This is a genomic window from Kribbella orskensis (assembly GCF_004342085.1).
In the GTDB taxonomy this organism is placed as follows: domain Bacteria; phylum Actinomycetota; class Actinomycetes; order Propionibacteriales; family Kribbellaceae; genus Kribbella; species Kribbella orskensis.
Map to the genome: position 1 here is coordinate 34,553 of NZ_SLWM01000032.1, position 26,634 is coordinate 61,186.

Genomic DNA, 26,634 nt, shown 5'->3' on the forward strand with positions numbered 1-26,634 from the left:
CCATCCGCCGGTCCGGACACAGCCCTGACCAACCCCGGACGCGGTGCCGGCCAACTCCGGACGCAGTATTGGCCAACTCCGGACAGTTGGGGGTGCAACCGCTTTCCAGACTTCTTTCCCAACAGGTTGACTCACCGTGAAGGCCCACCTAAGGTTGCGGTCACGAGCCTGGGAAAGCCCTTTCCAAGGCAACGGACGAGGAGACTGGCATGTGCGAGTACGGCCCCGGCCCGGCGACGGCACTGCCCGGCGGCATCGGCGTCTCGCTCCTGAAGGTGTACGACATCGAGGCGCCCGACGGACTCGTCGGCGGCACCCCGCACGTGCACCTGGTTTGCTCCGAGGGGTACTACGTGATCGCCGGCTCCGGCGCGGTCCAGACGCTCAACCCGAAGGGGTTCACCGAGACCCCGCTGCAGGCGGGCACCGTGGTCTGGTTCGACCCAGGCACGATCCACCGCCTGGTGAACGGCGGCGGCCTGCAGATCCTGACGCTGATGTCGAACTCCGGGCTCCCCGAGGCAGGCGACGCCGTACTGACGTTGCCGCCTGAGCACCTGACCGACCGCGAGACCTATCTGAAGGCGACCACACTCACCGGCGAGGGTGAAGCCCGCACGCCGTCCGCCATGGCCCGGCGCGACCTCGCGCTGCAGGGCTTCGCCGCTCTGCGTGCCGCGTACGACGCTGACGGTCCCGCCGTGCTCGAGCCGTTCTACGAGGCGGCGATCCGGATCGTCCGGCCACAGCTGGCGGACTGGCGGCGCCGGTGGGAGCAAGGCGCCCGCCGACTGGCTGATGAGACGGGTGCAGCCCTGGATGCGCTGGAGGCGGGCAAGGCACCGCACCTCCAGACGGCGGAGCTCCACCAGATCCCCGCGCCCACCGAGCTCGGCCGCCACGGCATGTGCGGCCGCCTCGACGTCTACGACCTAGGCGACCGCCCATGAACCCGCCCACGCTCCGTCCCGCCTCCGAGACCCTCGCTCCCACGCGGCACCCGCGCTCGGCGGACCGGCGTACCGATTTCTTGACTCGACCGCCCCGCAACAGACCAGCGCAGACGATGCGCCGAAGAGAGGCAGCACAGTGAACGCTCGACACGTCGGCATCGTGATGAACGGCGTCACCGGCCGGATGGGCCTCCGCCAGCACCTGGAGCGCTCCATCGTCGCGATCCGCGAGCAGGGCGGCCTGCCGGCCGCGGACGGGTCGATGATCATCCCCGAACCGATCCTGGTCGGCCGCAACGAGCTCAAGCTCCGCCGGATCGCGGACCAGTACGGGCTGACCCGCTGGACCACCGACCTGTCCGAGGCGCTGGCTGAGCCGGACGTCGAGATCTACTTCGACTCCCAGCTCACCCAGCTGCGGGAGAAGGGGGTGCGCGCGGCGGTCGAGGCAGGCAAGGCGATCTACTGCGAGAAGCCGATCGCCGAGGGCCTGGAGGCGGCCGTCGACCTGGCCCGGCTGGTCCGCGACTCCGGGCTGAAGAACGGCGTCGTCCAGGACAAGCTGTCGCTGCCGGGCCTGCGCAAGCTGAAGCGGCTCGTCGACGGTGGCTTCTTCGGCAAGATCCTCTCGATCCGCGGCGAGTTCGGCTACTGGGTCTTCGAGGGCGACTGGCAGGAGGCGCAGCGTCCGGCCTGGAACTACAAGAGCGAGGAGGGCGGCGGCATCGTCGTCGACATGTTCTGCCACTGGCGGTACGTGCTCGACCAGATCTTCGGCCCGGTCAAGTCCGTCTACTGCCAGGGCGCCACCCACATCCCGACTCGGTACGACGAGCAGGGGCAGGCGTACACCGCATCCGCCGAGGACGCGGCGTACGGGATCTTCGAGCTCGAGGGCGGCATCGTCGCGCAGCTGAACTCCTCCTGGGCCACCCGGGTGTTCCGCGACGAGCTGGTCGAGTTCCAGGTGGACGGCACCGAGGGCAGCGCGGTCGCGGGGCTGCGCAACTGCCGCGCCCAGCACCGCTCCGCCACCCCGAAGCCGATCTGGAACCCGGACCTGCCGGCCGCGTACTCGTTCCGCGACCAGTGGGCCGAGGTGCCGGACAACGAGGTGTTCGACAACGGCTTCAAGGTGCAGTGGGAGATGTTCCTGCGGCACGTGGTCGAGGACGCGCCCTTCACCTGGGACTTCGTCGAGGGCGCCAAGGGCGTCCAGCTCGCGGACCTCGGTCTGCAGTCGTGGCGCGAGGGTCGCAAGCTGGAGGTTCCCCCGCTCGACCTCGAGGGCAAGGCATGACGCTGTCCCTGCGCCTGCCCGACGGTGCCGGTGGTCTGCAGACCTACCAGCTCGTCGGTCAACCCATTGCCCACGGCAACTATGCACCCGCGACCAGCCGGCTGGCCTTCGCGGCCGCCCATGTCGTCCCGGATCCGCTGGCGGACAACTCGCCGGGGGCGCCCGCCGTGATCGACTGGGAGCACACGCTGGAGTTCCGGCGGCACCTGTGGTCGCTGGGCCTGTCCGTGGCCGAGGCGATGGACACCGCCCAACGCGGGATGGGGCTGGACTGGCCGGCCACCAAGGAACTGATCCGCCGCTCGGCCGCCGAGGCGCCGACCCGCGCGCACGACGGGGCGGACGACGGGGCGACGAAGCGGATCGCGGTGGGTGTCGGCACCGATCAGCTCATTGCCGGTGTGCATCCGCTGGATGCGGTGATCGCGGCGTACGAGGAGCAGCTCGCGGTGGCCGAGGAGGCCGGCGCGCAGCCGATCCTGATGGCCAGCCGGGCGTTGTGCGCGGCCGCCGGATCGCCGGACGACTACCGGAAGGTCTACGACCGGCTGCTGAGCCAGTCGTCGCGACCGGTGATCCTGCACTGGCTGGGGTCGATGTTCGACCCCGCGCTGGCGGGCTACTGGGGCAGCGACTCGCTCGACACAGCGGCCGAGGTGGTCGTCGAGCTGATCAACGAGAACGCGGCCCACGTGGACGGCATCAAGATCTCGTTGCTCGACGCCTCGAAGGAAGTTGCCCTGCGCAACCGGCTGCCCCAGGGCGTCCGCCTCTACACCGGTGACGACTTCAATTACCCGTCGCTGATCCGCGGGGACGGCGAGCGGTACAGCGACGCCCTGCTCGGGATCTTCGCCGCGATCGCCCCGGCCGCGGCAGCCGCGTTGAAGGCGCTGGACGAGGGCGACCTCACGCAGTACGACGAGGTCTTCGCGCCGACCGTGCCACTGGCACGGCAGATCTTCTCGGCGCCGACGTACTACTACAAGACCGGGATCGCCTTCCTGGCCTGGCTGAACGGGCACCAGCCCGGGTTCGGCATGGTCGGCGGGCTGCAGACCGGGCGGTCGCTGCCGCACCTCGCGGACACCTTCCGCCTGGCCGACGCGGCCGGAGTACTGACGAACCCGGAGCTCGCGGTGGACCGCTTCCGCAAGCTGCTGGTCGTCGGTGGAGTCGACGCATGAACCGCTACAGCCTGAACCAGGCGACCACCAAGTACTGGTCGCTCGAGGAGGTCGTCGCCGCGAGCGCCGAAGCCGGGCTGACCTGGATCGGCCTGTGGCGCGAACCGATCCAGGAGTACGGCGTCGAGCGGTCCGCGAAGCTGGTCGCCGAGGCGGGCCTGCGGGTCTCCTCGTTGTGCCGGAGCGGGTTCTTCACCTCGACCGATGCGGCCGAGCGGCAGGCGAAGATCGAGGACAACCGCCGCGCGATCGACGAGGCCGCCACGCTCGGCACCGACGTACTGGTGCTGGTCAGCGGCGGGTTGCCGGCCGGATCACGCGATCTCGGCGGCGCTCGGGGGATGGTCCGGGACGGCCTGGCCGAACTGGCGCCGTACGCGGAGGAGCGGGGCGTGCGGCTCGGGGTCGAGGCGTTGCACCCGATGTTCTGCTCCGACCGGTGCGTGGTGTCGTCCCTCGGCGGGGCGCTCGACCTGGCCGAGCAGTTCCCGTCCTCGCAGGTCGGCGTGATCGTCGACGCCTACCACCTGTGGTGGGACGCGGACGTGTACCGGCAGATCGAGCGGGCCGGCGACCGGATCTGCTCCTACCAGGTGAGCGACTGGGTGGTCCCGCTGCCGGCGGACACCCTGCTCGGCCGCGGCATGATGGGCGACGGCGCGATCGAGCTCCGCCGGCTGCGCGAGGCCTGCGACGCCGCAGGGTACGGCGGCCCGGTCGAGGTGGAGATCTTCAACCAGGACCTCTGGGACGCGCCGGGGCAAGAGGTGTTCGACCTGGCCCTCGCCCGCTACCGGGAACACGTTGCCTGACGCAACAACCACCACGCCGCCGAGGCATCCCCGCAGCGACTCAACAATCCCCTCATTCGAAGGAGCGCACTCCGTATGAGCGACCGGACCATTCCCGCCGACGGCATCGGCATGCACCTCTACACCATGCGCGGCCCCCTCGCCGAGGACTACCCCGGCACCCTGAAGCGGCTGGCGGAGATCGGCTACCGGACAGTCGGGGTGAGTGGCCGGTTCGGTCACTCCGCGGCCGAGATCCGGTCCTTCGCCGATGACGCCGGACTGAAGATCGTGCTCGAGCACGTCGGGTACAACCGCCTGACGGAGGACTGGGACGGCGCGCTGGCCGACGTACGGACGCTGGGCGGCCAGTGGATCGTCGTCCCCTCGCTGCCGACGGAACTGCGCACGGTCGAGGGCTTCCGGGAGGCCGCGGCCGCCTTCACCCTGGCCGGGAAGGCCGCGCGAGAGGCGGGCCTGCAGCTGCTCTTCCACAACCACGGCCACGACTTCGCCGAGGTCGACGGCCAGGTGCTGTTCGAGATCCTGCTGGACGAGGTCGAGCCCGACCTGCTCGGCTTCGAACTGGACCTGTACTGGGTGGTCAACGGCGGTAAGGATCCGGCCGACTACTTCCGCGACCACCCGGGCCGGTTCCCCGCGCTGCACGTCAAGGACATGGCGGCGGACGGGTCGTGGGAGGACGTCGGGGCCGGCCGGCTGGACTTCCGGGCAATGTTCGCGCCGGCCGAACAGGGCGGCGTCGAGCAGTGGCTGGTCGAGCACGACGCACCGACGGATCCGTGGGTCTCCGCCCGGACGAGCTACCGGTCGCTGGCGGACCTCAGGTACTGAAAAAATCACTGTCCGTGCCGGCAGGCGTATTCTCGTCACTGACAGCAGGTGCGCGACTCCCGTCCGGCGTATTGGGTTGACCTCGGCGTGTCGGGGAACGTTGTCCGGCTGGCTCGATCTGTCACTCTGTAAAGGGACCCTCACCACGGCGGGGCCCCGTGAGGCCGCCGATCGCCGTGACGCCGGAGAGACACACGTGCAGAACGAGCCCACCGTTCGGATGACGGCAGTACGCCGTCTCTACGAGGTGAGCGCCCGGATGGGCGCCGGGCGGAGCCTGGGCGAAACCCTGCAGGCGGTGGTGGACGGGGTCGTCACCGGCCTCGGCTTCGGTATCGCGGTGCTGAACCTGCGCCACCCCGACGGGAAGTTCGAGGTGATCGCCGTCGCGGGGTCGCCCGAGGCCCGGGAGGCCTTGCTCGGCACCGTCAGCGCCGCCGACATCTTCGACGCCGAGTTCGAGATCGCGGACAAGTGGGGCGGACTCCGGTTCGTCCCGCACGAGCGGTTGCCCGAGGGCGAGGTGGTCGGCTGGGTGCCGGAGATCCCGGTCTCGGAGGATCCCGCCGCCTGGCATCCGCTGGACGCGTTGTTCGCGCCGCTGTACTCCCCGAGCGGCGAGCTCGTCGGCATGCTCGCGGTGGACCTGCCGGAGGACCAGCGCCGCCCGGGGCCGATCCACCGCGAACTGCTGGAGATCTTCGCGACCCAGGCGGGACTGGCGATCGACAAGGCCCGGCTGACGGACCAGTTGCTCGCCGAGAAGGCCCGGCTGGAGGCCAGCGAGACCACCTTCCGGCTCGTCTTCGAGGGCGCCGGCAACGGGATGGCGACGATCGCCTTCGACGGCCCGGAGGCCGGTCGGGTCCTGCGGGTCAACGACGCCTTCTGCCGGATCACCGGGTACACCCCCGGCCAGTTGGTCGGCACCACCTTCATTGACTACCTGCGCGACGAGGACTCGAACCAGACCGAGCGCGAGATCGAGCACCTCAGCACCGGCAAGGGCCCGTACCGGTTCGAGCGGACCTTCCGGCGGACCGACGGGAACGACATCTGGCTGGGCGGCACCGCCGCGATCGTTGACCAGGGCAAGGATCAGCCGCGGATCATCCTGATCCAGATCGACGACGTGACCGCGCGCAAGGACGAGGAGCGGGAGTTGCGGCACCACGCCGCGCACGACCCGCTCACCGGCCTGCCCAACCGGCGGCTGCTGCAGCACCACTTCACCTCGGCGCTGCAGAGATCACGGCAGACCGGGCGGCGCGGGGCACTGCTGTTCTGCGACCTGAACCACTTCAAGCAGGTCAACGACAAGTACGGGCACGAGGCCGGCGACAAGGCGCTCCGCGAGATCGCCGACCGGTTGCTCACCGAGGTGCGGCACGGCGACACCGTGGCGCGACTGGGCGGAGACGAGTTCGCGATCCTGGCCGAGGACATCGACGGCGACGACCTCGACGTACTGATGCGCCGCATCAACGAGGCCATCAGCCGTCCGCTCGAGGGCATCGACGTCCAGGTCACCGCGAGCATCGGTACCGCCATCGTCAGCCCCTATGCCTCCGACCTCAACGAACTCCTCCGCACCGCCGACAACGCGATGTACGAAGCCAAACGCCACCACCGCCGCTGACCCCGCCGCAACGTGGAAGACGTGGCCGCGGCAGTCGGCCAGGGCTACTTGTCGCGACGGGGTTTGCGGGCGCGGCGAGGGTTGTTGGGGTTGGGGCGGGGCTTGCTGTGGCGGTCCTCGTCCCAGGTCTTGAGGCGGAGGATGCAGAACTGGTTGTAGCGCTCGATCGAGGCGAGCTGGCCGACTCCGTAGAAGGCGAAGATCGGGGTCCAGCGGGCCTTGCCGGTGGCCGACTGCCAGCGGACCGCCGGGAAGTCGGTGATCCGGGTGATCTGGTCCCTGGGGATCCGCCGGCTCCGCACCAAGCCGCGGACCTCGATCCCCTCCGCTCCGTACCGCACGCCCATCCGGAAGCTCCTGAGCGCCAGGAAAGCGCTCAGCGCCACCACCAGCGCGGCGATCCCGAGGATCAGCGGCTCCGGCCCCTGGGTGTCGATCAGGTAGCCGACGACGACTCCACCCAGCGCCAGCCAGAAAAGCACCTGCGCGATCCGGCTGATCAGTTGCTGGCTCATCTCGTTCCCAGGTCTTTCCACGGGTCCGACTAGATCACGGCCGGCCCGGTTCGTCGTACCGGGGGAGAAAGGAAGTGCGGTCAACGTCACGGCTGGGAGAGGGTAGGGCCGTGGACGAGCAACCGCTGCCGGGTGGATTCGTGACCGTGGTGATCCGCAAGGGCGACACCGTACGGCGCGCGCCGGCCGCGCGGGCCGCCTTCGTGCACGACCTGCTCCGGGCCCTCGACGAGTGGCCCGGCTCCCCGCGCTTCCTCGGGATCGACGACGAGGGCCGGGAGATCCTCAGCTTCATCGACGGGTACGTCGCCTGGCAGGAACCGCGCAAGCCGGCGATCTCCACCGACCCGGTACTGCGCTCCGTCGGCCGCCTGGTCCGCGAGTTCCACGACCTCACCGCCGGTACTGCGCTGGCGGGCGACCAGGAGGTCGTCTGCCACAACGACCTCTCGCCGAAGAACACCGTGTACTCCGCGGACGGCGCCGAGGCGATCGCCTTCATCGACTGGGACATCGCCGCCCCGGGCCGCCGCATCCACGACATCGCCTTCGTCTGCTGGCAGTACTCCACTCCCGGCACTCCGGCCCACGTCGCGACCCAATGGCGCGCCCTGCTCGACGGCTACGGCCCGGCCGACACGTCAGACCTGATCGACACGATCCTCTGGTGGCAACATCGCACCTGGACCGGGATCAAGTCCGAGGCGGCCGAGGGCAACCCGGCAATGGCCCGCCTGGTCGCCCTGGATATCCCCGCGCAGCTCCGCCAGACCGAGGAGTGGACCCGCACCAACTCCGCAGCACTAGCTGCCGAGCTGCGTCAGGGCGGTGTCGGTTAGGCGGAAGGTGATCCACTCGTCCTGCGGCAGCACGCCGAGGGACTTGTAGAAGTCGATGGCTGGGGTGTTCCAGTCGAGGACGGACCACTCAAGGCGTTCGTATCCGTTGCTGACGCATTCCTGGGCGAGGGCGACGAGGAGGGCTTTGCCGAGGCCGGAACCGCGTTGCTCCGGGCGGACGAAGAGGTCTTCCAGGTAGATGCCGTGCACGCCGCGCCAGGTGGAGAAGTTCAGGAACCACAGCGCGCAGCCGACCACCTCGGCACCGGTCTCCGCGACATGGCAGAAGACGGCCGGCTTGTCTCCGAACAAGGCCGTCTGCAACTGCTCCGCGGTCAACCGGCACTCCTGCGGCGCCCGCTCGTACTCCGCCAGCCCGTAGACCAGGTCGACGATCGCCGGTACGTCGTCCGGCCGGGCCCGGCGGATCCGCTCATCGTTCTGCATGCGCCCATCCTGCCGTGTCACCTGTTGACACCTCGCCTGAGCCTGCTCGGGGAGGCGGTCGGTCGACCGCCTCCCCGGAAGCATTCATCGTCAACAGCACTGACTCTTAGTGGGTTTTCCTGTTGGAATACTGATTCGGGTCGCGCAAGGCTGGAGGCATGGCATCTGAAACGAACAAGACCCGCCGGATCGGCGACGCCGAGGTCAGCGCGATCGGCCTCGGCGGCATGCCGATGTCGATCGAGGGCCGGCCCGACGAGGACCGGTCGATCGCGACCATCCACGCCGCGCTGGACGCCGGGATCACGCTGATCGACACGGCCGACGCGTACCACCTGACCGCGACCGACGACGGCCACAACGAGACGCTGATCGCCAAGGCACTCGCCACGTACGGCGGCGACACCTCCGGCGTGCTGGTGGCGACCAAGGGCGGCCACCTTCGTCCGGGCGACGGCTCCTGGACGCTGAACGGCTCGCCCGACTACCTCAAGCAGGCTGCCGAGGCGTCCCTCAAGCGACTCGGCGTCGACGCGATCGGCCTCTACCAGTTCCACCGGCCGGACCCGAAGACGCCGTACGAGGAGTCGATCGGTGCGATCCGGGACCTGCTCGACGCGGGCAAGATCCGGATGGCCGGCATCTCGAACGCGAACCCGGACCAGATCCGCCAGGCCAACGAGATCCTCGGCGGCCGGCTCGTCTCGGTCCAGAACCAGTTCTCGCCGGCCTTCCGGTCCAGCGAGCCCGAGCTGGAGCTGTGCGACGAGCTCGGTATCGCGTTCCTCCCGTGGTCCCCGCTCGGCGGCATCAGCAAGGCCGGCGACCTGGGCGACAAGCACCCCGCCTTCCACCGCATCGCCACCGAGCTCGGCATCAGCCCGCAGAAGCTGACGCTGGCCTGGATGCTGGCCAAGTCGCCGCACGTCATCCCGATCCCGGGTGCGAGCCGCCCGGAGACCATCCGCGACTCCTACACCGCGATCGACGTGACGCTGACCCCGGACCAGGTCGCCGCCCTCGACGCCGCCTGATCACCTCTGCCCCGCGCCCCGCAGTACCGGCGGAATAGGCCGGTACTGCGGGGCGTTACTGCTGCCGTTGTTCTTCAGCCGAGACGGAGGTTTCACCATGGAAGACATGCGCGCGTTGAGCTACGGCCTCGGCCAGCAGTACTTCGAGGAGCGGGACTACCGCGGCGCGATCCGGGCCCTGCTCCCGATCGTCGAGGAGACCCCGGACGACGTAGGCACGCGGCTGCTCCTGGCCCGCGCCTACTTCCACTCCGCCCTCCTCAAGCCGGCCGAGAAGCACCTGGTCGAGATCCTCGACCGTGCGCCGACCGAGTCCTACGCCCACCTGCTGATGGCCCGCACCCTCGAACGCCTCTCCCGCGCCGACGAGGCCACCAAGCACCGCCGGATCGCCGCCGCCCTGACCGGCGACGAATCCCTCCTGGCCTCCCAGAGCCTCTGATCCCAGTCCGTCAGTCCCGGCGGCCGGCGCGTTGGGCGGCGTACAGGTCGGCGACCGACGGGCGGGACGCCAGTTGGTAGGTGCCGTTCTCGAGATCGCCTGCGAAGTCGCGGGGCAGTCCGCTGGCGTCGGATGTGAGGCCTTGTAGGCCGACGGTGATGCTGCGCGGGGCGACGTCAGCCAGTTGGATCGCATAGGGCGAGCCACTGGTGATACGGACGTTCCAGTGGGCGATCCGCGCGCCGAACAGCGGGCCGGAGGCAGCCGAACCGCCGACGCGGCCGTTGTTCACCAGGGTGATGTCGGTCCGGGCGTTCTCGAACGGCATCGCCCGATGGGTGTCGAAGGTGCCTTCTGCCATCCGGCCGCGGCGCCAGACGTTGCCGGCCGACAGGCCCTCCAGGTTCAGCCCGTGATGGAGGGCCCCGGTCGGCAGCGGGACGGTGAACTGCTCGATCTCGAAGCCGTCCACCAGATTGTCGTGTGATTGCATCCGGCAAGCAAAGCTGTGGTGCGCGGACCGGCCGCCGACCACCACATCGGTCAGCGTGACCGCCTTGGTGGTGGTGAAACCGAAGCCGAGGTCGCAGTTCTCCACCCGGACGTCGTCGGCCCAGCAGTCGTGAACCGCCTGGAAACAAAGGCCGTTCGACCCTGGGTGGCGGTTGTGGATCGTCATCGGCCGTAACTCGTTGCGGATCGTCAGCGACTCCACCCCGACGTCGTGCACCGTCGGCCCGATCTCCCGGAGCCGCGAGGGCCAGGCCGGACGCAGGTCGTACCGCAGAGGCTGCGCCAACCTCACCAGACGATCACCGAGCACTGCCTCGATCCGCACGGGCCATTGCAGCGTCGCGTACTGGATGTACTGACCACCCGACCCGGTCGTGAGCTGCGGCGCCTTCGTCGGCCAGTCGTACTCCCGCGTCCCGGCGACATCCCCAGCCAGGTGCCGCAGTACCCCGGCGTCGCCCGGGTTGTCCGTCTCCAGTACTACGAGGTCGCCCGCGGCCAGGCGGCTCGTGTCCGACACCATCAGCGTCCGTTGTCCCCGGGAGGCGGCACCGACCTCCGCGAGCGTGTCGCCCAGCAACCACCCTTCGGAGGCGGCGAAGTCCTCGGCCTCGGATTTCGCCTTCCGTTCGGGCGCGATCACCCAGATCTGGCCGCCGGTCCAGGACCAGCGGCTCTGCAGACTCGGCTGGAGGTTGGTCCGGTACGACTCCTCGAGCGGCTTCGTGAAGTGCAGGATCGTGCGGTCCCGGCCGGAGCCCTTGAGGACGACGTTCGACCAGTGGATCCACACCGGCGAGTCCAGGCGGTAGGTGCCGCTGGGTACGACGATCGTGCCGCCGCCATGCGTACCGGCGTGCTGGACAGCCGCGTTGAAGGCGGGCGCGGCGTCCGCAGTACTGCCTGGGCGGGCTCCGAAGTCGGTGACCCGGGCGACGACGCGAGGATGGCGTGGGCGGTCGCCGCCGCGGTAGCCGGCGTGCGAGATGTCCGGGATCAGCGGGTGCGCTCCGCCGGCCTCGGCCCACTGGTCGAGCAGTTCCGCCGAGAGGTCCTTCGCCCGGCCGGCTCCGGCTGATACTGGGCCGGCACCTGATGTGGGGCGAGCGGCGGCCGGGAGGGCAAGTCCGGCGGCGGGCGCGGCGACGGCTCCGCAGAGCAGGAGGCGGCGGGTGAGCTTGGGGTGGTTCTGTGGCATGGGGTGACGCTCCTCGGGGCGGTGAGGTTTCGCGTGGCGGGACCTAGTTTCACTGGGCGGATCGGGATCTGACAAGAGTTCGGGGCTGTTCGGCCGGTACGCGAGGATGGAATACCGCGCCCTGGGTTGCCGTTGAGGAGGGCAAGATAGTTTAATCTTTAATAGTCACTGGAAGAGACCAAGGAGCTCAGATGCAGTTCGGTGTGTTCACCGTCGGCGACGTGACCCAGGATCCGACCACCGGCCGGACCGTGAGCGAGGCCGAGCGGATCAAGGCGATGGTCGCCATCGCGGTCAAGGCCGAAGAGGTCGGCCTCGACGTCTTCGCCCAGGGCGAGCACCACAACCCGCCGTTCGTGCCGTCCTCACCGACGACGATGCTGGGCTTCATCGCGGCGCAGACGTCGAAGATCATCCTGTCGACGTCGACGACGCTGATCACCACGAACGACCCGGTGAAGATCGCCGAGGACTACGCGATGCTGCAGCACCTGGCCGACGGCCGGGTGGACCTGATGATGGGGCGCGGCAACACCGGCCCGGTCTATCCGTGGTTCGGGCAGGACATCCGCAACGGCATCGCCCTGGCAGTGGAGAACTACGCGCTGCTGCGCCGGTTGTGGCGTGAGGACGTGGTCGACTGGGAAGGCAAGTTCCGCACCCCGCTGCAGGGGTTCACCTCGACGCCGCGGCCGCTGGACGACGTACCGCCGTTCGTGTGGCACGGCTCGATCCGCAGCCCCGAGATCGCCGAGCAGGCCGCGTATTACGGTGACGGCTTCTTCCACAACAACATCTTCTGGCCGATCTCGCACACCAAGCAGATGATCGACCTGTACCGCCGCCGGTTCGAGCACTACGGGCACGGCGCCGCCGACCAGGCGATCGTCGGACTCGGTGGACAGGTGTTCATGCGGAAGAACTCGCAGGACGCCGTCAAGGAGTTCCGCCCGTACTTCGACAACGCGCCGGTCTACGGCCACGGGCCCTCGCTGGAGGACTTCACCCGGGAGACCCCGTTGACCGTGGGCAGCCCGCAGCAGGTGATCGAGCGGACCCTGTCGTTCCGCGAGCACTTCGGCGACTACCAGCGGCAGTTGTTCCTGATGGACCACGCCGGCCTGCCGCTGAAGACGGTGCTGGAGCAACTGGACATCCTCGGCTCCGAGGTCGTTCCGGTCCTGCGTAAGGAGTTCGAGGCGAAGCGCCCGGCCCACGTGCCGGAGGCGCCGACCCATGCTTCACTGAAGGCGGCCGCCGAGCGCGCCCGCGAGCTGGAGACCGTGAGCCCGGAGGTCGTGGGGCTGGAGGGGACCCGATGAAGGAACGCACCATCGCCGTGGTGACGGCCGGACTGACCGTCCCGTCGTCCACCCGGCTGCTTGCCGACCAGCTGAGCGCCGCCGTCCGGGATGCCCTGGACGGCCGCGGGACGCCGTACAAGGTCGAGGTCATCGAGCTGCGCGACCACGCGCACGACCTGACGAACAACCTGTTGACCGGCTTCCCGACCGAGAGCCTGCGCAAGGTGCTGGACACCGTCATCGCGGCCGACGCGTTGATCGCGGTGACGCCGACCTTCAGCGCGTCGTACAACGGGCTGTTCAAGATGTTCTTCGACGTGATCGACGACAAGGCGCTGGCCGGCAAGCCGGTGTTGCTCGCGGCAACGGGCGGGACCGAGCGGCACTCGCTGGTGCTGGACTACGCACTGCGTCCGCTTTTCGCTTACCTGCAAGCGAATCCGATCCCGACCGGCGTCTACGCAGCCTCGACCGACTGGGGCGCGGGAGCAACCAAGCTCCACGCCCGCATCGAACGAGCCGCCAACGAACTGGTCAGCACCATGAGCAACGACCAGACCGCCACGGTCGACCCCTACACCACCCCAACCCCATTCGAGGATCTCCTCAACGGCTGACAACCCACCGGCGGGCACCGCTGGCGGGCTGTTCGCTGGCTGGCGGCTTGTAGAGCGCTAGCGGCCGAACAACCCGCCAACGGACGCCCCGGTGGTGGGCCTGTACTACGGCATCAGCTGGCCGCCGTTGACCTCGACGATCTGGCCGGTGACGTAGCTGCTCATGGAGTCGGAGGCCAGGTAGAGGATGGTGCCGACGCATTCGTGCGGGGTGCCGGCGCGGCCCATCGGGATGGTGGCGAGCATGCCCTGCATCTGTTCCTCGCCGGTGTGGCGGTCGTGGAACGGGGTCTTGATGACGCCCGGCGAGATCGCGTTGACGCGGATGTTGTCGGGCGCCAGCTCCTTCGCGAGGCCCCGGGTGAACGTGCTCACCGCGCCCTTGCTGGCGGCGTAGACGACCGAGCCGCCGCCTCCGCCGTGCCGGCCCGCGATCGAGGTGACGTTGACGATCGCGCCGCCGCCCTGGGCCCGCAGTACCGGCACGATCCGGCGGCTCATCGCGAAGACCGAGGTCAGGTTCACGTCCATGATCCGGCGGAACTCCTCGTCCGGTACGTCGACCACCGGCGTGCGCTTGACCAGATCGCCGGCGTTGTTCACCAGGACGTCGATCTTCCCGTGCCGTGCGAGCACCTCGTCGACGAGGGCGCCGGCCGAGTCCGGGTTCGCCAGATCGGCCTGGTGGATCGTCGCCTGCCCACCCGCGCTGGCGACCGCGTTCAGCGTGTGCCGGACACCCTCCTCGTTGTGGTGGTAGTGCAACGCGACCGTGGCTCCGGTCTCCGCGAACCCCACCGCGGCCGCGGCCCCGATCCCACTGCTCGCTCCGGTGACAAGAACAACCTGATTCGTGAAGTCGAGGAAAGTCATGGCCCAACCCTAGGGGGCCACTCTGCGTCATCGTGTACGCGCCGTCCGGAGGTTTCCCGGGGCGAGCGCGGCGGTAGCCTCGTTGAATGGGGTATGACCTGGCGAGGCTTGATCTGCGCCGCTGGCGCGTGGCGGACGCGTTGCGGCTGACCGCCGCTCATCAGGATCCCGACATGATCAACCAGGGCGGCATCCGCGACACCGCGTCCGCGGTCGACTGGATCGGGCGGGTCGCGGATCTCGACAACGGACACGTGTACGCCGTCGCCGATGCCGACGATCACCCGATCGGTTGTGTGGCGGTGACCAACATCGACCGGCACCAGGTCGGCTGGACGTGGTACTGGACCATCGCGGACATCCGCGGCCAGGGAGTCGCCCGGGATGCGCTGCGGGCCCTCGCCGACTGGGCCCACCACGACGCCGGGCTCTACCGGTTGGAGCTCGGCCATCGCACGAACAACCCGGCCTCCTGCGGAGTCGCAGCTAGCGCCGGTTTCCTGTACGAGGGTCTCGAGCGTCAGCGCCTCGCGTACGACGGCACGCGGTTCGACGTGGAACGCCATGCCCGCCTGGCCTCCGACCCACTCCAGACCCCGCAGCGCCCGGTCACCATCACCACCTGAGACCGTTCAGGCCTGCTGGGCCGGCGGCTGAAGCACGCAGAACTCGTTGCCGTCGGGATCGGCGAGCACATGCCAGGTCCAACCGGACTCCACGATCGGCTCCTCGGTCAGGAGGGACGCACCGAGAGCACAGACACGGTCGACCTCCGCGTCGAGATCGCGCGTCCGCAGATCGAGATGCAGCCGGTTCTTGCCATGCTTCGCGTCGTCGACCTTCTGCAGCAGTACCTCGATGCCGTTGCCGTCCGCCGGGAGCAGACTCAGATACCGCCCACTCGTGTCGCCCTCCTGGACGAACCCGAGCACCTGCGTCCAGAAGTCGGCCGCCCGCTTCAGATCGGCTACATCGACCACGATGACGAGTTCACCCCGCGCGTAGGACTGCGGAGTACGGGAGTTGACCGGCATCGTCGAACACTATTGGTTCGCGGCTGGTGGCGCGTAGCTGTACCAGCGTTCTTCGATGGTGTAGCCGAGGGCTTCGTTGGCGCCGAGGCTGGCGGCGTTCAGACCGGCTCCGCCGGTGCCGAAGAGAGTGCAGCCGTTCGCCAGGAGGGCGAGGATCGAGGCGGCCTTGACTGCTTGGCCGATGCCCTTGCCGCGGTACTCCGGCAAGACAGAGGTGAATGCCGTCTCGGCGCGATCCTCGACGGTCCGGATGACCGTTGCGCCCACCAACCGCTCGCCGTCGAGGGCCCCGAAGACTCGGCCGCCTTCGAGCCAAAGGTCCCGGGTGCCGGTGAGGTCCCGTGCGGTGTGGGCTGTCGCGGGCGTGTACGGGTAGTCCGCCGCGTTCGTCGTCTCCAGGTCGCAGAGGGCTTGCGCGTACTCCGGGCCTACCTCGCGGACGGACAACCCTGCCGCGGCAGCCCGGAGTACGGCTGCTTCCAGCAGCGCACGATCGGGGTCGCGCAAACGCGCGCCCCACGACTCACCGACCACGGTGTAGCCGGCTTGCTCCAGTACTGCGCGGCGCGGATCGTCGTCGCGAACGAACTCGACGTCAGGCATCCAGCCGATTGTCCTGCAGGCCCGGGTTCACGCGAGCTTGCGCAGCAGCGGCAGTACGTCCGCCGAGAACTGGGTGAGGAACCGCTCCTGGTCGTTGCCCGGGCCGTGCATCACGAGGTGGTTGAAGCCGGCGTCGAGGTACGGCTGGAGCTGCGCGACGACCTCCTCCGGGTCGGACGCGACGATCCACCGCTGCGCCACCTGCTCGATCGGGAGCTCGTCGGCCAGCCGCTCCATCTCGGTCGCGCTGTGCACGCTGTGCTTCTGCTCGGACGTCAGCGACAGCGGCGCCCAGAACCGGGTGTTCTCCAGCGCCTGCTCCGGGTCCCGGTCGTACGACAGCTTCACCTCGAGCATCCGGTCCACCTGGTCGAAAGTGCGCCCGGCCTTCTCGGCGCCTTCCTTGACCGCGGGGATCAGCTTCTCCGTGTACAGGTCCATGCCCTTGCCGGAGGTCGCGATGAACCCGTCCCCCACCCGGCCCGCGTACTTCGCGACGAGCGGTCCACCGGCGGCCACGTAGATCTTCAGCGGTGTCTCGGGCCGGTCGTAGATGAACGCGTCGACCGTCTTGTAGAACGGCCCGTCCGAGCTGACGCCCTCCTCGGTCCACAGGTTGCGGATCAGGTCGACCGCCTCCCGCAGCCGCGCGAACCGCTCCTTGAACTCGGGCCACTCGCGCCCCGAGACGGCGATCTCGTTCAGCGCCTCACCGGTGCCGACACCGAGCATGATCCGGTCCGGGTAGAGCACGCCCATGGTCGCGAACGCCTGCGCGATCACGGCCGGGTTGTACCGGAAGGTCGGCGTCAGCACGGACGTGCCGATCAGCACCCGGCTGGTCCGCTCCCCGACGGCCGCCATCCAGGCGAGCGCGAACGGAGCGTGCCCACCCTCGTGCCGCCAGGGCAGGAAGTGGTCCGACACCGTCACACTGTCGAGCCCGAGCTCCTCGGCCCGGACCGCGTACTCCACCAGCTCCCGCGGCCCGAACTGCTCCGCGGACGCCTTGTACCCGACGCGAATGCTCACCTGAACTCCCAACTCGTCACGAACCGTCAACTCCACTCTCTCAGCCCAACCCGATCACGCCGGCGGATGTTCCACCCGACCACCCCCGATTGAGACTCGCACCCGTCCCGAAAAGAATCCCCGCCTGTACTCCGGAGGCGGCGCACGCCGTACTGCGGACGCGGGCGCACGCAGTACTGCGGGCTGCGGGCGGCGCGGGGTTCGGAGTACGGGGTTGGTGGGCGTGTTGGTTTGACGGCGGGGTGGGGGCGTGGGCAGCATGGTCGCGCGCGTGTCCTCCGCGTCACCTCCGGCGATCGTCCCCAGCGCGGTCCATCGGGAGGCAAAGGGACTGCCGTCTCAGGTCATTGTCATGGTCCGATCGTCTCGGGCGTGGTTGCTGGGGAACCGCCGTTCGGGACGTGGAAGGCCAGATGACAGCCAACGGGAATTTCAAGCGACGGGTTCGAGCCCGTGCCGCCAAGACCGGCGAGTCCTACACGACTGCTCTGAGGCACTTCCGCCCGACTCCACCAGGAGACGTGATGCCGGAATCCACCCTGCGCCTGGCCGTCGCTCAGACGAGCAGCTACGACGACCCGAGCGACCTCGACCAACTCCGCGCCAGCGGCAACGAACTGCGGCGACTCATGCGGCAGGCTCGCGCTGCCGGTGCCCGGGTCGTGCACTTCACCGAGGGAGCGACCTGCTTCCCCAGCAAGTACGTGATGTCCGTCGACGGACCCGACCAGGTCGGTGACGCCGACTGGAGCCGCTTCGAATGGGACGTGCTCCGCGAAGAGCTCGCCTCGATCGCGGCGCTGGCCGGTGAGCTCAAGCTGTGGACCGTGCTCGGCTCGGTGCATCGCCTGACCGAACCGACCAGGCCGCACAACAGCCAGTACGTGATCTCCGACCAGGGCACGGTCGCGACGCGGTACGACGAGCGCACCCTGTCGAACACGAAGATCACCTACATGTACACGCCGGGCTCGGCTCCCGTGACCTTCGAGGTCGACGGGTTCCGGTTCGGCTGTGCGCTGGGGATGGACGTGCATTTCCCGGAGCTGTTCCACGCGTACGAGCGCCTCGACGTCGACTGTGTCCTGGTGTCGCACAACACCGCCGGGACCGAGCCCAACACAGGGACCCCCACCGAGGCCCGAGGGCACGCCTCGACCAACACCTACTGGATCAGCTACGCCGTGATCGCCGATCACAGCCCGGCGATCCCGTCCGGCGTGATCAACCCCTACGGCGAATGGGCCGCGCAGTGCGTAACGGACGGCAGTTCGTCCATTGCGGTGCTCGATATGGTGCGCACGGCTGACCACCCGTTCTCCCCACTCGCCCGGAACTGGCGTAACAAGACCCGTGCAGGTCTGAGCGACGTACCGCTGGCCGACGACCGCAGTACGGTCCGCACCGGCTTCTGATCCTTGGGCGGGGAATCCGGCAGTCCGGGTTCCCCGCTCAGGTCAGTGGGTTGACGCCGAGCCTGGCGGCGAGCGCCTCGGCGTCGTACGGCGAGTGGACCTTCACGTCGTTGTCGAAGTACACGTAGACGTCGCGGCGCTTGCGCCGGGCAGGCGGAGCCATCGTGCGGCCGTCGGTCGGCGTACCGCCTTTCTGCCAGGTCTGGATCTTCGCGGCCCAGCGGTCGAGCTCGTCGTCGGTGTAACCGCTGACGTACAACTCGTCGGCGCCGTGCAACCTGGCGTAGACGAAGTCCGACGTGACGTCGTCCAGCATCGGCCACTTGCCGGCGGTGTCCGCGCAAACGAGTCCGATGTCGTGTTCCCGCAACAGCTCGACGAACTCCGTCTTCTCATAGGAAGGATGCCGTACTTCGATCGCGTGGCGCATGGGGATGTCCACAGGGCAGTGGAGCAAGGCGCGATCGTTCATCCGGTCGTCGTGCTTGGCGGCCAGCACGCCGGCCTCGGCCGTTGTCCTGGGCAACAACTCGAAGAACGCGGCCAGCCGGTCCGGGTCGTAGCCCAGCGTAGGCGGCAACTGCCAGAGGATCGGCCCGAGCTTCTCGCCGAGCGCGAGCACCCCGGAGGCGAAGAAGTTGGCCAGCGGGGCGTCCACGTCGGTTAGCTTCTTCATGTGCGAGACGAACCGCGGCCCCTTGGCGGTGAAGACGAACCCGGGCGGCGTCTCGTCGTACCACTTCTGGTACGACGACGGCCGCTGGAGCGAGTAGAACGACCCGTTGATCTCGATCGAGTTCAACCGGTGCGAGGCGTACTCGAGCTCCGCGCGCTGCGGCAAGCCGTCCGGGTAGAACACCTTGCGCCAAGGCGGGTACCTCCACCCGGAGATCCCGACCCGGAACGGCGAGGCGGCCCAACGATCCATGCGCACACTCTGCCAGTGCCCCGCCTAGATATCAGCCGACGGTGGACGGATTTGTCGGTAGAGGCTCGGTCGATCCTGCGTCCAGCGCTTCACCCACCCGATCAACGGCACCCCGGATCAGGTCGCCGTACGCATCCGACCCCAGTACTGCGAGCGGCTCCCGCGCGAGGCGGAGATGGTGGCGCGCCTCGTCCGTCCGCGAGAGCCGCCGGTAATCGTCGGCCAGGTTGAGCTGCAACGACGGCAGGAACGCCTCGACCTGCAGACCCGCGTGCTCGCCCGTCAACTCCTCGGACGCCCGAAGCGCGAGCAGGTCCCACTCCAACTCGTCCTCGGTGTTCTCCTGCAGATCGGCCAGGTAGTGCGCGACCGTACAGCGCCCGAACGCATCCTCGCCCACGTCAGCCCAGAGCGCCTCGAGGTGGTCACGCGCCGCTCTGCGATCTCCCCCAAACCCCAGCTCGACCGCGGCCGCCAGTTGTTCCATCAACGCCTGAGTCGCCTGTGGGTCCGTCACGCCTCGATGCTCAGCCTTCGACCAACTCGAAGGTCAACCCGCCCGGCGCGCTCGAGTGGGCCGGGGGACCCGCGAGCACTTACCGTGACGGCATGGCTATTTCGAAGGGCAGCCGCGGCGAGACGTTCCTGGCCTGGGTGATCGGCGGCGGCGCGGCGCTCGTGCTGCTCACGCTGACGCGGCGGAGCTGGGACGCGTGCCAGGTCGACGTCGGCAAGGTCGCCAACGGCTCCACCCTGCTCTTCGTCGGGCTCCCCGTCTCGGTAGTGGTGAACGTCGTCCTCTTCACCCTCGTCTACCGGCTCACCAGGGGCGGCAAGGGCTTCTTCAGCCCGCTACTCGCCGCTACCATCGCGATCGCGATCGCCGACCTGGCCCTCTACTCCTGGGCCGGCACCCCGGCCGCGTCCCCCGGCGTCTGCCCCGGCAACGTCCCACCCTGGTGGCCCACCTGGATCCCCACCTAAGAGGACCTACCCCCAAAGCACCAGTGATGGACCTCCGTACGACCGTCACCGCCGGGTAGCACCCCGGCTGCGGCTTCCATGTCCGGCGCCTCCACAAGCGCCGCCCACCCGAGCCGCGCCTCCCCCTCGAGCTCGAGCAGTTCGCCGTACAAGATCACGTGCTTCGACGCCACCGGCGCGATCTCACCCGCATCCATCCTGATCACCAGGAACCGCCCATACCCATCAACCGCGTCGGCGAAGTCCCACATGGTCCGCCCCGACAAGTTGCGAAACCCGCACAACAACACCGACTCAAAAACTCCGCCCAGGTAATAGGGCTCGTCATAGGCAAACGCCCGAGCAGCCGCCACATCCGGCAACTCGACGATGTGCATGCTCCCCGTCGACTCAGCCTCATCCCCCTGCCCAGTCAACGTCGGCCCCCGAGCAACCAACACCTCCCCATACCCATCCATGAAATCCCAGTGCTCCTCGGTCAACCTCCCCTTGAGCCCACCCGCCCCGCCCCGGTCCCGCCCATAAACAAAGAACTCCACAACCCCGCAGCCTAGATGACTACATCGCGGAGAAGCGGTCGTCCGTCAAGATGGAGCCCATGAGCCAGAGCGCCGCCCAAGCCGCCGCCTTCCTCCGTGACGTCACCCGCACCGGCCGCCTCTGGACCGTCCGCGACGCCGACGGCTACCCCGCCCCCATGAACTCCCAAGGCCAACGCTCCCAACCCTTCTGGTCCACCGAGGCCCGCGTCCGCCGCATCATCAAAACAGTCCCCGCCTACTCCACCCTCGACCCAGAAGAACTTGACCTGGCTCGCTGGCGAGACCGCTGGCTGCCTTCCCTACAGCAAGACGGAATGCTCATCGGCCTGAACTGGACCGGTCCCCGAGCAAAGGGCTACGACTTCACCCCCAACGAAGTAATCGCCCGCCTGAACGCCACAACGGTCCCAACGCCCCCGGGCTGACAGCGCCCCAGACCTGAATTCGACACCTCAGCTGGCCCCAGGATGACAACGCCGAGCCGAGGGCCTGCAGGATTAGGCCTCAGGCTCGCAACCTGCCGGCCGGTGACTGAGAGGCGGACCGCCGTGGCGGACGAAACCACCGATCGCGACGCAACCGGTGTCGTGGCCTTCGCTTATGAGATGGGCGTGCTCAAGCGACTGCGGCGAGCCGGATGGTGGCATGTCGGCGTACGTGACCCCGAGTCGGTTGCCGAGCACAGCCTCAGAGTGGCTCAACTCGCTGCATTGATCGCGAGCGAAGAGGGCGGTGATCCGGCCCGTGCCGCATACCTCGGCATGTGGCATGACTCGCAGGAAACCCGTATCGGCGACATTCCCCATAGCGCACGGCCGTACGTCGAGGTCGCAGGCAACGAGCGCATCACGGCTGACCAGACAGCCGCGCTTCCCGACAACGCGGCCAAGAGCATCCGCGAGGCCGTCCTCGAGTACGAAACCGAGGAGACCATCGAAGCGCGCTGCGCCAAGGATGCCGACCGCCTGGAATGCCTGATGCAGGCAGTCGAGTACCGCGAATCCGGCTACCAGCGCGTCGACGGCTGGATCGAGTCTTCCCGCGCCCGAATCAAGACCGACTTCGGCCGCCGACTGGCCGACGCCGCCCTGCAGGTCTCCCCACTCTCCTGGCGAGACCGCTGAGCACAGCCATCCCGACAAGGCCCTGGGGCCAGTCGGCGGTTGGCGGCAGCACGAACCCGGCGCGTTCTTCCTCTATCAGCGAGCAGACGCAGCAGGTGACGCCAGCAACTGCGACGCTGTGCGCTGGAACCATCAGAAGCAGCGGCAAGATCCTCTGGCTCCCAGGAATCGCCTATGGCGATCGACCTCAGCAACGTCCATTCCCGCAGTCCCTAGCAGGATTCCTCGATGACCAGCATCGATCGATGGCCAGCACCCTTGAACTCGGCAGCCACGAAGTCGGTGTGGTCGCTGCGCATGGCGCCATCGCCCCGAGACTTGAGGTAAGGCCGAATCCTCGCCAGAACGATCTCTCGCTCAGCACCCGGTACCTCTCTGACTTCGTCAAGGTAGAGGTGCAGCACGGGCACCCGGGGATCACGAATCAGGCGCTCAACCCGGTTCCACCGCAGCTCTCCACCTCGCAGCTGCCACCGTGTGCCACCCTCGTCGACGAACTCACGGTCCCTGATAGGCGACCGGATCTCCATCGGCTCCCCACCGGAGCCGGGTGATGCACCAGCTGTCTCCGCGACCACCTCAGCGAAAGCCCCGCGCTGATCTCTGCCCCGCCTGCGCCCCATAGACCCCATCATGGTGGAGCACCCACACCTTGCACACCGATCTTCAGCGGGCAGCGACGAACGAGCTCAGCTTCTCCGGTACGGGTGACATACTCCGGCCATGCCCAATGACCTGTCTGAGGCACAGGGAAGCCAAAGAAAGGCGACCTGGTCGGTCCCGACTGTGGTCATCGCGATTGCAACGGCGAACAACGGCGTCGCCTGGCTCCGGGCGGACGAACGCGATGGCATCGTGCAAGTGGTCACGCTTCTCGTCGGCCTGCTGGTGGGCGCAGTCTGGCAGCGATTCGACGCTCGAGATGTGATCTCACGCCTTGCCGTGTTCGCGGTCCTTCTCCTTCTGCTGGCTTCGTTCACGCTGATTCCGCGGCAGGGTGCGCACCCCTACCCCCTGATGGCTGCGATCGGCCTCGTCTCTGGGGTGTTGCTCCAGGGCTGGTGGAGTGAGTTCCGCACGCGAGAAGCGCGGACCACCACACGCTCCCCGTCTCTGTGAAACTGCCGGCCCAGGCAGCACGGCGCACTCCGGCGCCGGACGCGGCGAGCTGCTCAGTCTGAACCGCCGCCAGCCCGCCAGCATCCTCTTCACGTTCTAAGGGAGCCCGCACCCGGCCGTCGCACCATGTAGACGTCGATCGTGCGCGTAGAGGGCGAAGGCGTCAGCCTCAAGGCCAAGCCGATACGATCCCCGGCATCATAACGAGCAGACTGATGGCTGGATGACAATCGAGTCGCGCCACCCATGGCAACAGGTCGTCATGATTGCCTGCCGGGCTGGGGCCGCAACAGCCTTCTCCATCTGGTTGATCAATCGGGCGGATTCGCTTTCGGACTGGAAGGCAGCACTGGGCATCGTGCTGCTGGTAGTCGCCCTCCTCGACCTGGGGTGGAAGGTTCAAGGACTGCGGCACGCACGGCGAAGTGAGCCGTAGACGCGACCTCACGTTGCTCGGCCCGCTCGATCTTCAACCACGTTCGGACATGACAACCCCAGGTCGTCCACCTGGTGACCTGGGGTCTGGCTGGCGCGCTCGAAGGGATTCGAACCCAACCTCTGATCCGTAGGAGCGAGCAACAGACGGTTAGCTCCTGGGCGCAGGGCGAAGCGTGGGCTCCGAGGTTGTCCTGATGGCGGTTCGTGTGGACCTGTTGGGGTCAGCCGGCAAGCTGCCGCATGGCCGGCTTGGAAGCATTGAGCGGGGACCAGGAGCCGGCCCGGCCGAGCACGATCGGTGGTCTGTCTCGGCTCGCCGAGTGACCGTCGTTGGCCTCATCTAATTGCACGTTAATTGCACGGCATCTACCGGGCTGAGCAGTCTGTTCGCGTGTGGAGTGGGTGCGCTGCTTGCTGTGCGCGGGCGGGGTTGAGATTAGGTGGGTTGCCCTGGTCGGCCGAGTGGGCGACGCTGCGCGCACCGAGCACGAATGACTACCGCCGAACTCAGCTCGCGCATTGATCAGTTTCCTGCGCCGAGCCGATCTAGACTCCCGGGACCGACTGTTCGGTGAGAATTTCTGCGCCGGCTGTCGGATCCGAGGTGGGGCGTTCGTAGTAGGGGTGAGCGGCGGCCCGGAAGCGGCCGCCGGGACAAGGAGTGATGAGATGCGACCCCTTGGACAGAAAGGCATGGCGCCATGCGGAAACTGATCTACGGCATGAACCTGACTCTGGACGGCTACATCGCCGCGCCCGGCGACGACATCGGCTGGGGCGGGCCAAGCGACGAGCTGTTTCAGTGGTGGCTCGACCAGGAGTTGGCGATCGGGCTGTTGATGTACGGGCGCAAGCTGTGGGAGGCGATGAGTTCCCACTGGCCGACCGGCGACCAGCAGCCCGACGCCACCCCGGCGCAGATCGAGTTCGCGCGGAACTGGCGGGACACGCCGAAGGTGGTGTTCTCCTCGACGATCGACAAGGTCGACTGGAACACCCGCCTGGTCACCGGCGACGCTGTCGCGGAGATCACCCGACTCAAGGCCGACGACGGCGAGCCGATGAGGGTTGGTGGCGCCACGCTCGCTGGGGCGGCCATGCGGGCCGGGCTGGTCGACGAGTACGAGATCGTCACCCATCCGGTGCTGGTGGGCGGCGGCACACCGTTCTTCACCGCGCTGGACAGCTGGGTGAACCTGAACCTGGTGGAGACGCGGACGTTTCCCGGCGGCGTGGTCCTGACCAGGTACGAGACGAGGCGTTGAGCGCGATTCCTTTGCTGCTTGTCTGAGGGAGTGGCAGCATGCCCCGGAGCAAGGTCGAGCTGTTCGCTGCGACAAGGCAGGGCTCGCCATTCCTCGCCCTCACCCGATAGATGCCGATACCAGTCGAGACGGCGGCGGGGTCCAGGGATCAGCGGCAAGATGTTTTCGGCTCCGGGAGTCCTTGCGCGAGTGGAACGGTCCGGTGGACGGGTGAGGTGGCGGCCGAAAAGATCTTGCTGCCCCTGGACGCCGACGGCGGCGCGGTGCACCCTCCCTGGCATCGGGTGAGGGGTTCCACCGGTACATGCCGTGGTGCCGTGTCGTGTGATCTGCGACTGGCGCTCTTGGCCCCTCTGGTGGCTCCTGATAGGTCCTGACTGGGCTGAGCGGCAGGTGGACAAGCTGGGGTTCCTGTTCGAGCAGGACGGCGAGTGACGTTGGGGTCAGCCGTGGGGATCAACCACCCTCAGGAACGCGAAAACCCCGGGTCATCCACCTGGGTGACCTGGGGTTTTGCTTGCGCGCTCGGAGGGATTCGAACCCCCAACCTTCTGATCCGTAGTCGAGTTCGAGGTGTCCACTCCTGACCACAGCACGCCTGAGCACACTGACCGATCTGGCGGAATGTCCAGGGTTGTCCGCCCCGATCCGTAGTCGCTGTTAGCAAGCCTGTTAGCAAGCGGCACCAATCAGCCAGCCTTTCGCAGGCGTCGCCTCCGCTTCCCAGAGGTGGCACGGGATAGCTGCCACTTCCTCAGGGCCGTGATCAGCTCACCCATCCCGGTGCCCAGAGTGTCCCCGAGCTGCTGACCGTCCTCGACCGTCGCCGGAAGCGGCGTGCCGTCTCGACCGGTAAGCCGCGAAAACTGATCGCTCACAACTTTGATCCGTCGGTTGATCTCGCCGTCCCAGAAGGCTTGATCGACCATGGCGATCGCCGGTTGATGGGCCTCCATCTCGACCACGAAGCGAAGGAACAGGCTCTCCAACTGTGATCGATCGTGAAACGTGACTCGGTGGATCGCCTGCTCAACCTCGCCCGCTATCTGCCCCACCGAGGCCACGAGCGCACGCGCTGAGGCACGTGCGTCGAGGTCTGTGGCAAGTCGCCGATCGCCGTTGTGGGTGAGCCAGACCACGAAGATCGCAGTCAACGCGGCTACCACACCACCGACCGCGGCGCTCCCAAGGCCCTGGAAGAGGTTCGCCCAGCCGCCAAGGGAATCCAAGAGACTTCGTGTGGGCATCATCATGCGCGAAACCATAGGGCAATCAGCGGATACGCCATCGACAGTCTGCTCCCCGCACGCGCCTCGACCTTGCGTCTTCCCGTCTGCCGTTCAGCCCACGCGTAGCGCGATCAGGAGCCACCGGAGGGGCCAAGGTGGAGCGCCCCGCTGGACGAACGACCTTGGCCCCTCCGGTGGCTCCTGATAGGTCCTGACTGGGCTGGGCGGCAGACGGGAAGACGCACCTCGACCCCACTCCGACATAGCCGGCCGATTCGACCCGTTATCCCGGAGTCGTGAGGCCCCCGCCGGAGGCGTTGCTCTTAGCCTGGATCCGTGGACGCGTTGCTGATCCGTCGGCGGGTCAGATAGTGGGAGTGCCTTCTGGGCAAGGAGAATCGGGATTGTCTAGGT

At 68.0% G+C, this 26,634-nt stretch carries 30 protein-coding genes; 18 read left to right on the top strand and 12 right to left on the bottom strand.

Annotated elements, in window-relative coordinates; all coding sequences use genetic code 11:
* Positions 1–209: 209 nt before the first annotated feature.
* The 6 genes from EV644_RS40400 (at position 210) to EV644_RS40425 (ending at position 6,725) form a co-directional block, all read left to right on the top strand.
* Positions 210–950, top strand: coding sequence for a cupin domain-containing protein (locus EV644_RS40400; protein WP_132196371.1), 741 nt, complete (start codon positions 210–212; stop codon positions 948–950).
* Positions 951–1,089: 139 nt separating this feature from the next.
* Positions 1,090–2,253, top strand: coding sequence for a Gfo/Idh/MocA family protein (locus EV644_RS40405; RefSeq protein ID WP_132196373.1), 1,164 nt, complete (start codon positions 1,090–1,092; stop codon positions 2,251–2,253).
* Complete coding sequence (locus tag EV644_RS40410; protein WP_132196375.1) at positions 2,250–3,440, top strand: dihydrodipicolinate synthase family protein; 1,191 nt, start codon at positions 2,250–2,252, stop codon at positions 3,438–3,440. Before EV644_RS40405 ends, EV644_RS40410 begins: the two co-directional genes overlap by 4 nt.
* Positions 3,437–4,252 (top strand): sugar phosphate isomerase/epimerase family protein, encoded by an 816-nt coding sequence (locus tag EV644_RS40415; protein ID WP_132196377.1) that lies wholly within the window; start codon positions 3,437–3,439, stop codon positions 4,250–4,252. Before EV644_RS40410 ends, EV644_RS40415 begins: the two co-directional genes overlap by 4 nt.
* Positions 4,253–4,327: 75 nt before the next feature.
* On the top strand, positions 4,328–5,086 hold the full coding sequence (locus tag EV644_RS40420; protein WP_132196379.1) for a sugar phosphate isomerase/epimerase family protein: 759 nt from the start codon (positions 4,328–4,330) through the stop codon (positions 5,084–5,086).
* Between the two features lie 196 nt (positions 5,087–5,282).
* On the top strand, positions 5,283–6,725 hold the full coding sequence (locus tag EV644_RS40425) for a diguanylate cyclase domain-containing protein (protein WP_241999375.1): 1,443 nt from the start codon (positions 5,283–5,285) through the stop codon (positions 6,723–6,725).
* A gap of 44 nt (positions 6,726–6,769) precedes the next feature.
* Here EV644_RS40425 and EV644_RS40430 read toward each other — a convergent pair whose 3' ends face one another.
* The gene (locus tag EV644_RS40430; RefSeq protein WP_132196381.1) at positions 6,770–7,240 is read right to left on the bottom strand and encodes a PH domain-containing protein; all 471 of its coding nucleotides are present in this window, start codon (positions 7,238–7,240) and stop codon (positions 6,770–6,772) included.
* 110 nt (positions 7,241–7,350) lie between these two features.
* On the opposite strand from EV644_RS40430, the gene EV644_RS40435 reads away from it, so the two are divergent.
* Positions 7,351–8,079 (top strand): phosphotransferase family protein, encoded by a 729-nt coding sequence (locus tag EV644_RS40435; RefSeq protein WP_158293083.1) that lies wholly within the window; start codon positions 7,351–7,353, stop codon positions 8,077–8,079.
* On the opposite strand, the gene EV644_RS40440 is transcribed toward EV644_RS40435, so the two are convergent.
* Complete coding sequence (locus EV644_RS40440) at positions 8,044–8,526, bottom strand: GNAT family N-acetyltransferase (protein WP_132196385.1); 483 nt, start codon at positions 8,524–8,526, stop codon at positions 8,044–8,046. The genes EV644_RS40435 and EV644_RS40440 overlap by 36 nt on opposite strands.
* A gap of 158 nt (positions 8,527–8,684) precedes the next feature.
* Between EV644_RS40440 and EV644_RS40445 the strand changes: the two genes are divergently transcribed.
* Together EV644_RS40445 and EV644_RS40450 are read left to right on the top strand one after the other, a co-directional pair.
* Entirely contained in the window at positions 8,685–9,560 is an 876-nt protein-coding gene (locus EV644_RS40445; protein WP_132196387.1) for an aldo/keto reductase, read from the top strand.
* A 97-nt stretch (positions 9,561–9,657) separates the two neighbouring features.
* A complete protein-coding gene (locus EV644_RS40450; protein ID WP_132196389.1) occupies positions 9,658–10,002 on the top strand; it encodes a tetratricopeptide repeat protein in 345 nt (114 codons plus the stop codon).
* Positions 10,003–10,012: 10 nt separating this feature from the next.
* On the opposite strand, the gene EV644_RS40455 is transcribed toward EV644_RS40450, so the two are convergent.
* Complete coding sequence (locus EV644_RS40455; RefSeq protein ID WP_132196391.1) at positions 10,013–11,713, bottom strand: glycosyl hydrolase family 28-related protein; 1,701 nt, start codon at positions 11,711–11,713, stop codon at positions 10,013–10,015.
* Positions 11,714–11,904: 191 nt separating this feature from the next.
* On the opposite strand from EV644_RS40455, the gene EV644_RS40460 reads away from it, so the two are divergent.
* Positions 11,905–13,035 carry an LLM class flavin-dependent oxidoreductase gene (locus EV644_RS40460; RefSeq protein ID WP_132196393.1) on the top strand — a complete coding sequence of 377 codons (1,131 nt, stop codon included), beginning with the start codon at positions 11,905–11,907 and terminating at the stop codon, positions 13,033–13,035.
* Complete coding sequence (locus EV644_RS40465) at positions 13,032–13,634, top strand: FMN reductase (RefSeq protein WP_132196395.1); 603 nt, start codon at positions 13,032–13,034, stop codon at positions 13,632–13,634. The genes EV644_RS40460 and EV644_RS40465 overlap by 4 nt, the downstream gene beginning before the upstream one ends.
* 105 nt (positions 13,635–13,739) lie before the next feature.
* On the opposite strand, the gene EV644_RS40470 is transcribed toward EV644_RS40465, so the two are convergent.
* On the bottom strand, positions 13,740–14,507 hold the full coding sequence (locus EV644_RS40470) for an SDR family NAD(P)-dependent oxidoreductase (RefSeq protein WP_132196397.1): 768 nt from the start codon (positions 14,505–14,507) through the stop codon (positions 13,740–13,742).
* A gap of 86 nt (positions 14,508–14,593) precedes the next feature.
* Between EV644_RS40470 and EV644_RS40475 the strand changes: the two genes are divergently transcribed.
* Positions 14,594–15,133 (top strand): GNAT family N-acetyltransferase, encoded by a 540-nt coding sequence (locus EV644_RS40475; protein ID WP_132196399.1) that lies wholly within the window; start codon positions 14,594–14,596, stop codon positions 15,131–15,133.
* Positions 15,134–15,139: 6 nt separating this feature from the next.
* Here EV644_RS40475 and EV644_RS40480 read toward each other — a convergent pair whose 3' ends face one another.
* The 3 genes from EV644_RS40480 to fgd are packed head-to-tail and all read right to left on the bottom strand — an operon-like array spanning position 15,140 to position 17,176.
* On the bottom strand, positions 15,140–15,541 hold the full coding sequence (locus EV644_RS40480) for a VOC family protein (protein ID WP_132196401.1): 402 nt from the start codon (positions 15,539–15,541) through the stop codon (positions 15,140–15,142).
* A 9-nt stretch (positions 15,542–15,550) separates the two neighbouring features.
* A complete protein-coding gene (locus tag EV644_RS40485; RefSeq protein ID WP_132196403.1) occupies positions 15,551–16,144 on the bottom strand; it encodes a GNAT family N-acetyltransferase in 594 nt (197 codons plus the stop codon).
* A 27-nt stretch (positions 16,145–16,171) separates the two neighbouring features.
* The gene (gene fgd, locus EV644_RS40490; protein WP_132196405.1) at positions 16,172–17,176 is read right to left on the bottom strand and encodes a glucose-6-phosphate dehydrogenase (coenzyme-F420); all 1,005 of its coding nucleotides are present in this window, start codon (positions 17,174–17,176) and stop codon (positions 16,172–16,174) included.
* Between the two features lie 524 nt (positions 17,177–17,700).
* Between fgd and EV644_RS40495 the strand changes: the two genes are divergently transcribed.
* Positions 17,701–18,591, top strand: coding sequence for a carbon-nitrogen hydrolase family protein (locus EV644_RS40495; protein WP_241999376.1), 891 nt, complete (start codon positions 17,701–17,703; stop codon positions 18,589–18,591).
* Between the two features lie 37 nt (positions 18,592–18,628).
* Here EV644_RS40495 and EV644_RS40500 read toward each other — a convergent pair whose 3' ends face one another.
* Together EV644_RS40500 and EV644_RS40505 are read right to left on the bottom strand one after the other, a co-directional pair.
* Positions 18,629–19,519, bottom strand: coding sequence for a DUF72 domain-containing protein (locus tag EV644_RS40500; protein ID WP_132196409.1), 891 nt, complete (start codon positions 19,517–19,519; stop codon positions 18,629–18,631).
* Between the two features lie 31 nt (positions 19,520–19,550).
* Positions 19,551–20,036, bottom strand: coding sequence for a hypothetical protein (locus EV644_RS40505; protein WP_199240307.1), 486 nt, complete (start codon positions 20,034–20,036; stop codon positions 19,551–19,553).
* Between the two features lie 92 nt (positions 20,037–20,128).
* On the opposite strand from EV644_RS40505, the gene EV644_RS40510 reads away from it, so the two are divergent.
* Positions 20,129–20,503 (top strand): hypothetical protein, encoded by a 375-nt coding sequence (locus EV644_RS40510; protein WP_241999377.1) that lies wholly within the window; start codon positions 20,129–20,131, stop codon positions 20,501–20,503.
* Here EV644_RS40510 and EV644_RS40515 read toward each other — a convergent pair.
* Positions 20,500–21,042, bottom strand: a complete 543-nt coding sequence (locus tag EV644_RS40515) for a YciI family protein (RefSeq protein WP_132196411.1) — start codon at positions 21,040–21,042, stop codon at positions 20,500–20,502. The two genes, EV644_RS40510 and EV644_RS40515, sit on opposite strands and share 4 nt — an antisense overlap.
* 59 nt (positions 21,043–21,101) lie before the next feature.
* Here EV644_RS40515 and EV644_RS40520 point away from each other — a divergent pair, with 59 nt between their 5' ends.
* Positions 21,102–21,470, top strand: coding sequence for a DUF2750 domain-containing protein (locus tag EV644_RS40520; protein ID WP_132196413.1), 369 nt, complete (start codon positions 21,102–21,104; stop codon positions 21,468–21,470).
* Between the two features lie 123 nt (positions 21,471–21,593).
* Positions 21,594–22,169 (top strand): HD domain-containing protein, encoded by a 576-nt coding sequence (locus EV644_RS40525; RefSeq protein ID WP_241999378.1) that lies wholly within the window; start codon positions 21,594–21,596, stop codon positions 22,167–22,169.
* 212 nt (positions 22,170–22,381) lie between these two features.
* On the opposite strand, the gene EV644_RS40530 is transcribed toward EV644_RS40525, so the two are convergent.
* Positions 22,382–22,699: a hypothetical protein gene (locus EV644_RS40530; protein WP_132196417.1), complete on the bottom strand. Its 318-nt coding sequence runs from the start codon at positions 22,697–22,699 to the stop codon at positions 22,382–22,384.
* Positions 22,700–22,892: 193 nt separating this feature from the next.
* Here EV644_RS40530 and EV644_RS40535 point away from each other — a divergent pair, with 193 nt between their 5' ends.
* Both EV644_RS40535 and EV644_RS40540 read left to right on the top strand, forming a co-directional pair.
* Entirely contained in the window at positions 22,893–23,288 is a 396-nt protein-coding gene (locus tag EV644_RS40535; protein WP_132196419.1) for a hypothetical protein, read from the top strand.
* A gap of 1,139 nt (positions 23,289–24,427) precedes the next feature.
* Positions 24,428–24,991 (top strand): dihydrofolate reductase family protein, encoded by a 564-nt coding sequence (locus EV644_RS40540; RefSeq protein WP_132196421.1) that lies wholly within the window; start codon positions 24,428–24,430, stop codon positions 24,989–24,991.
* Positions 24,992–25,680: 689 nt separating this feature from the next.
* On the opposite strand, the gene EV644_RS40545 is transcribed toward EV644_RS40540, so the two are convergent.
* Complete coding sequence (locus tag EV644_RS40545) at positions 25,681–26,244, bottom strand: hypothetical protein (RefSeq protein WP_132196423.1); 564 nt, start codon at positions 26,242–26,244, stop codon at positions 25,681–25,683.
* Positions 26,245–26,634: the final 390 nt, after the last annotated feature.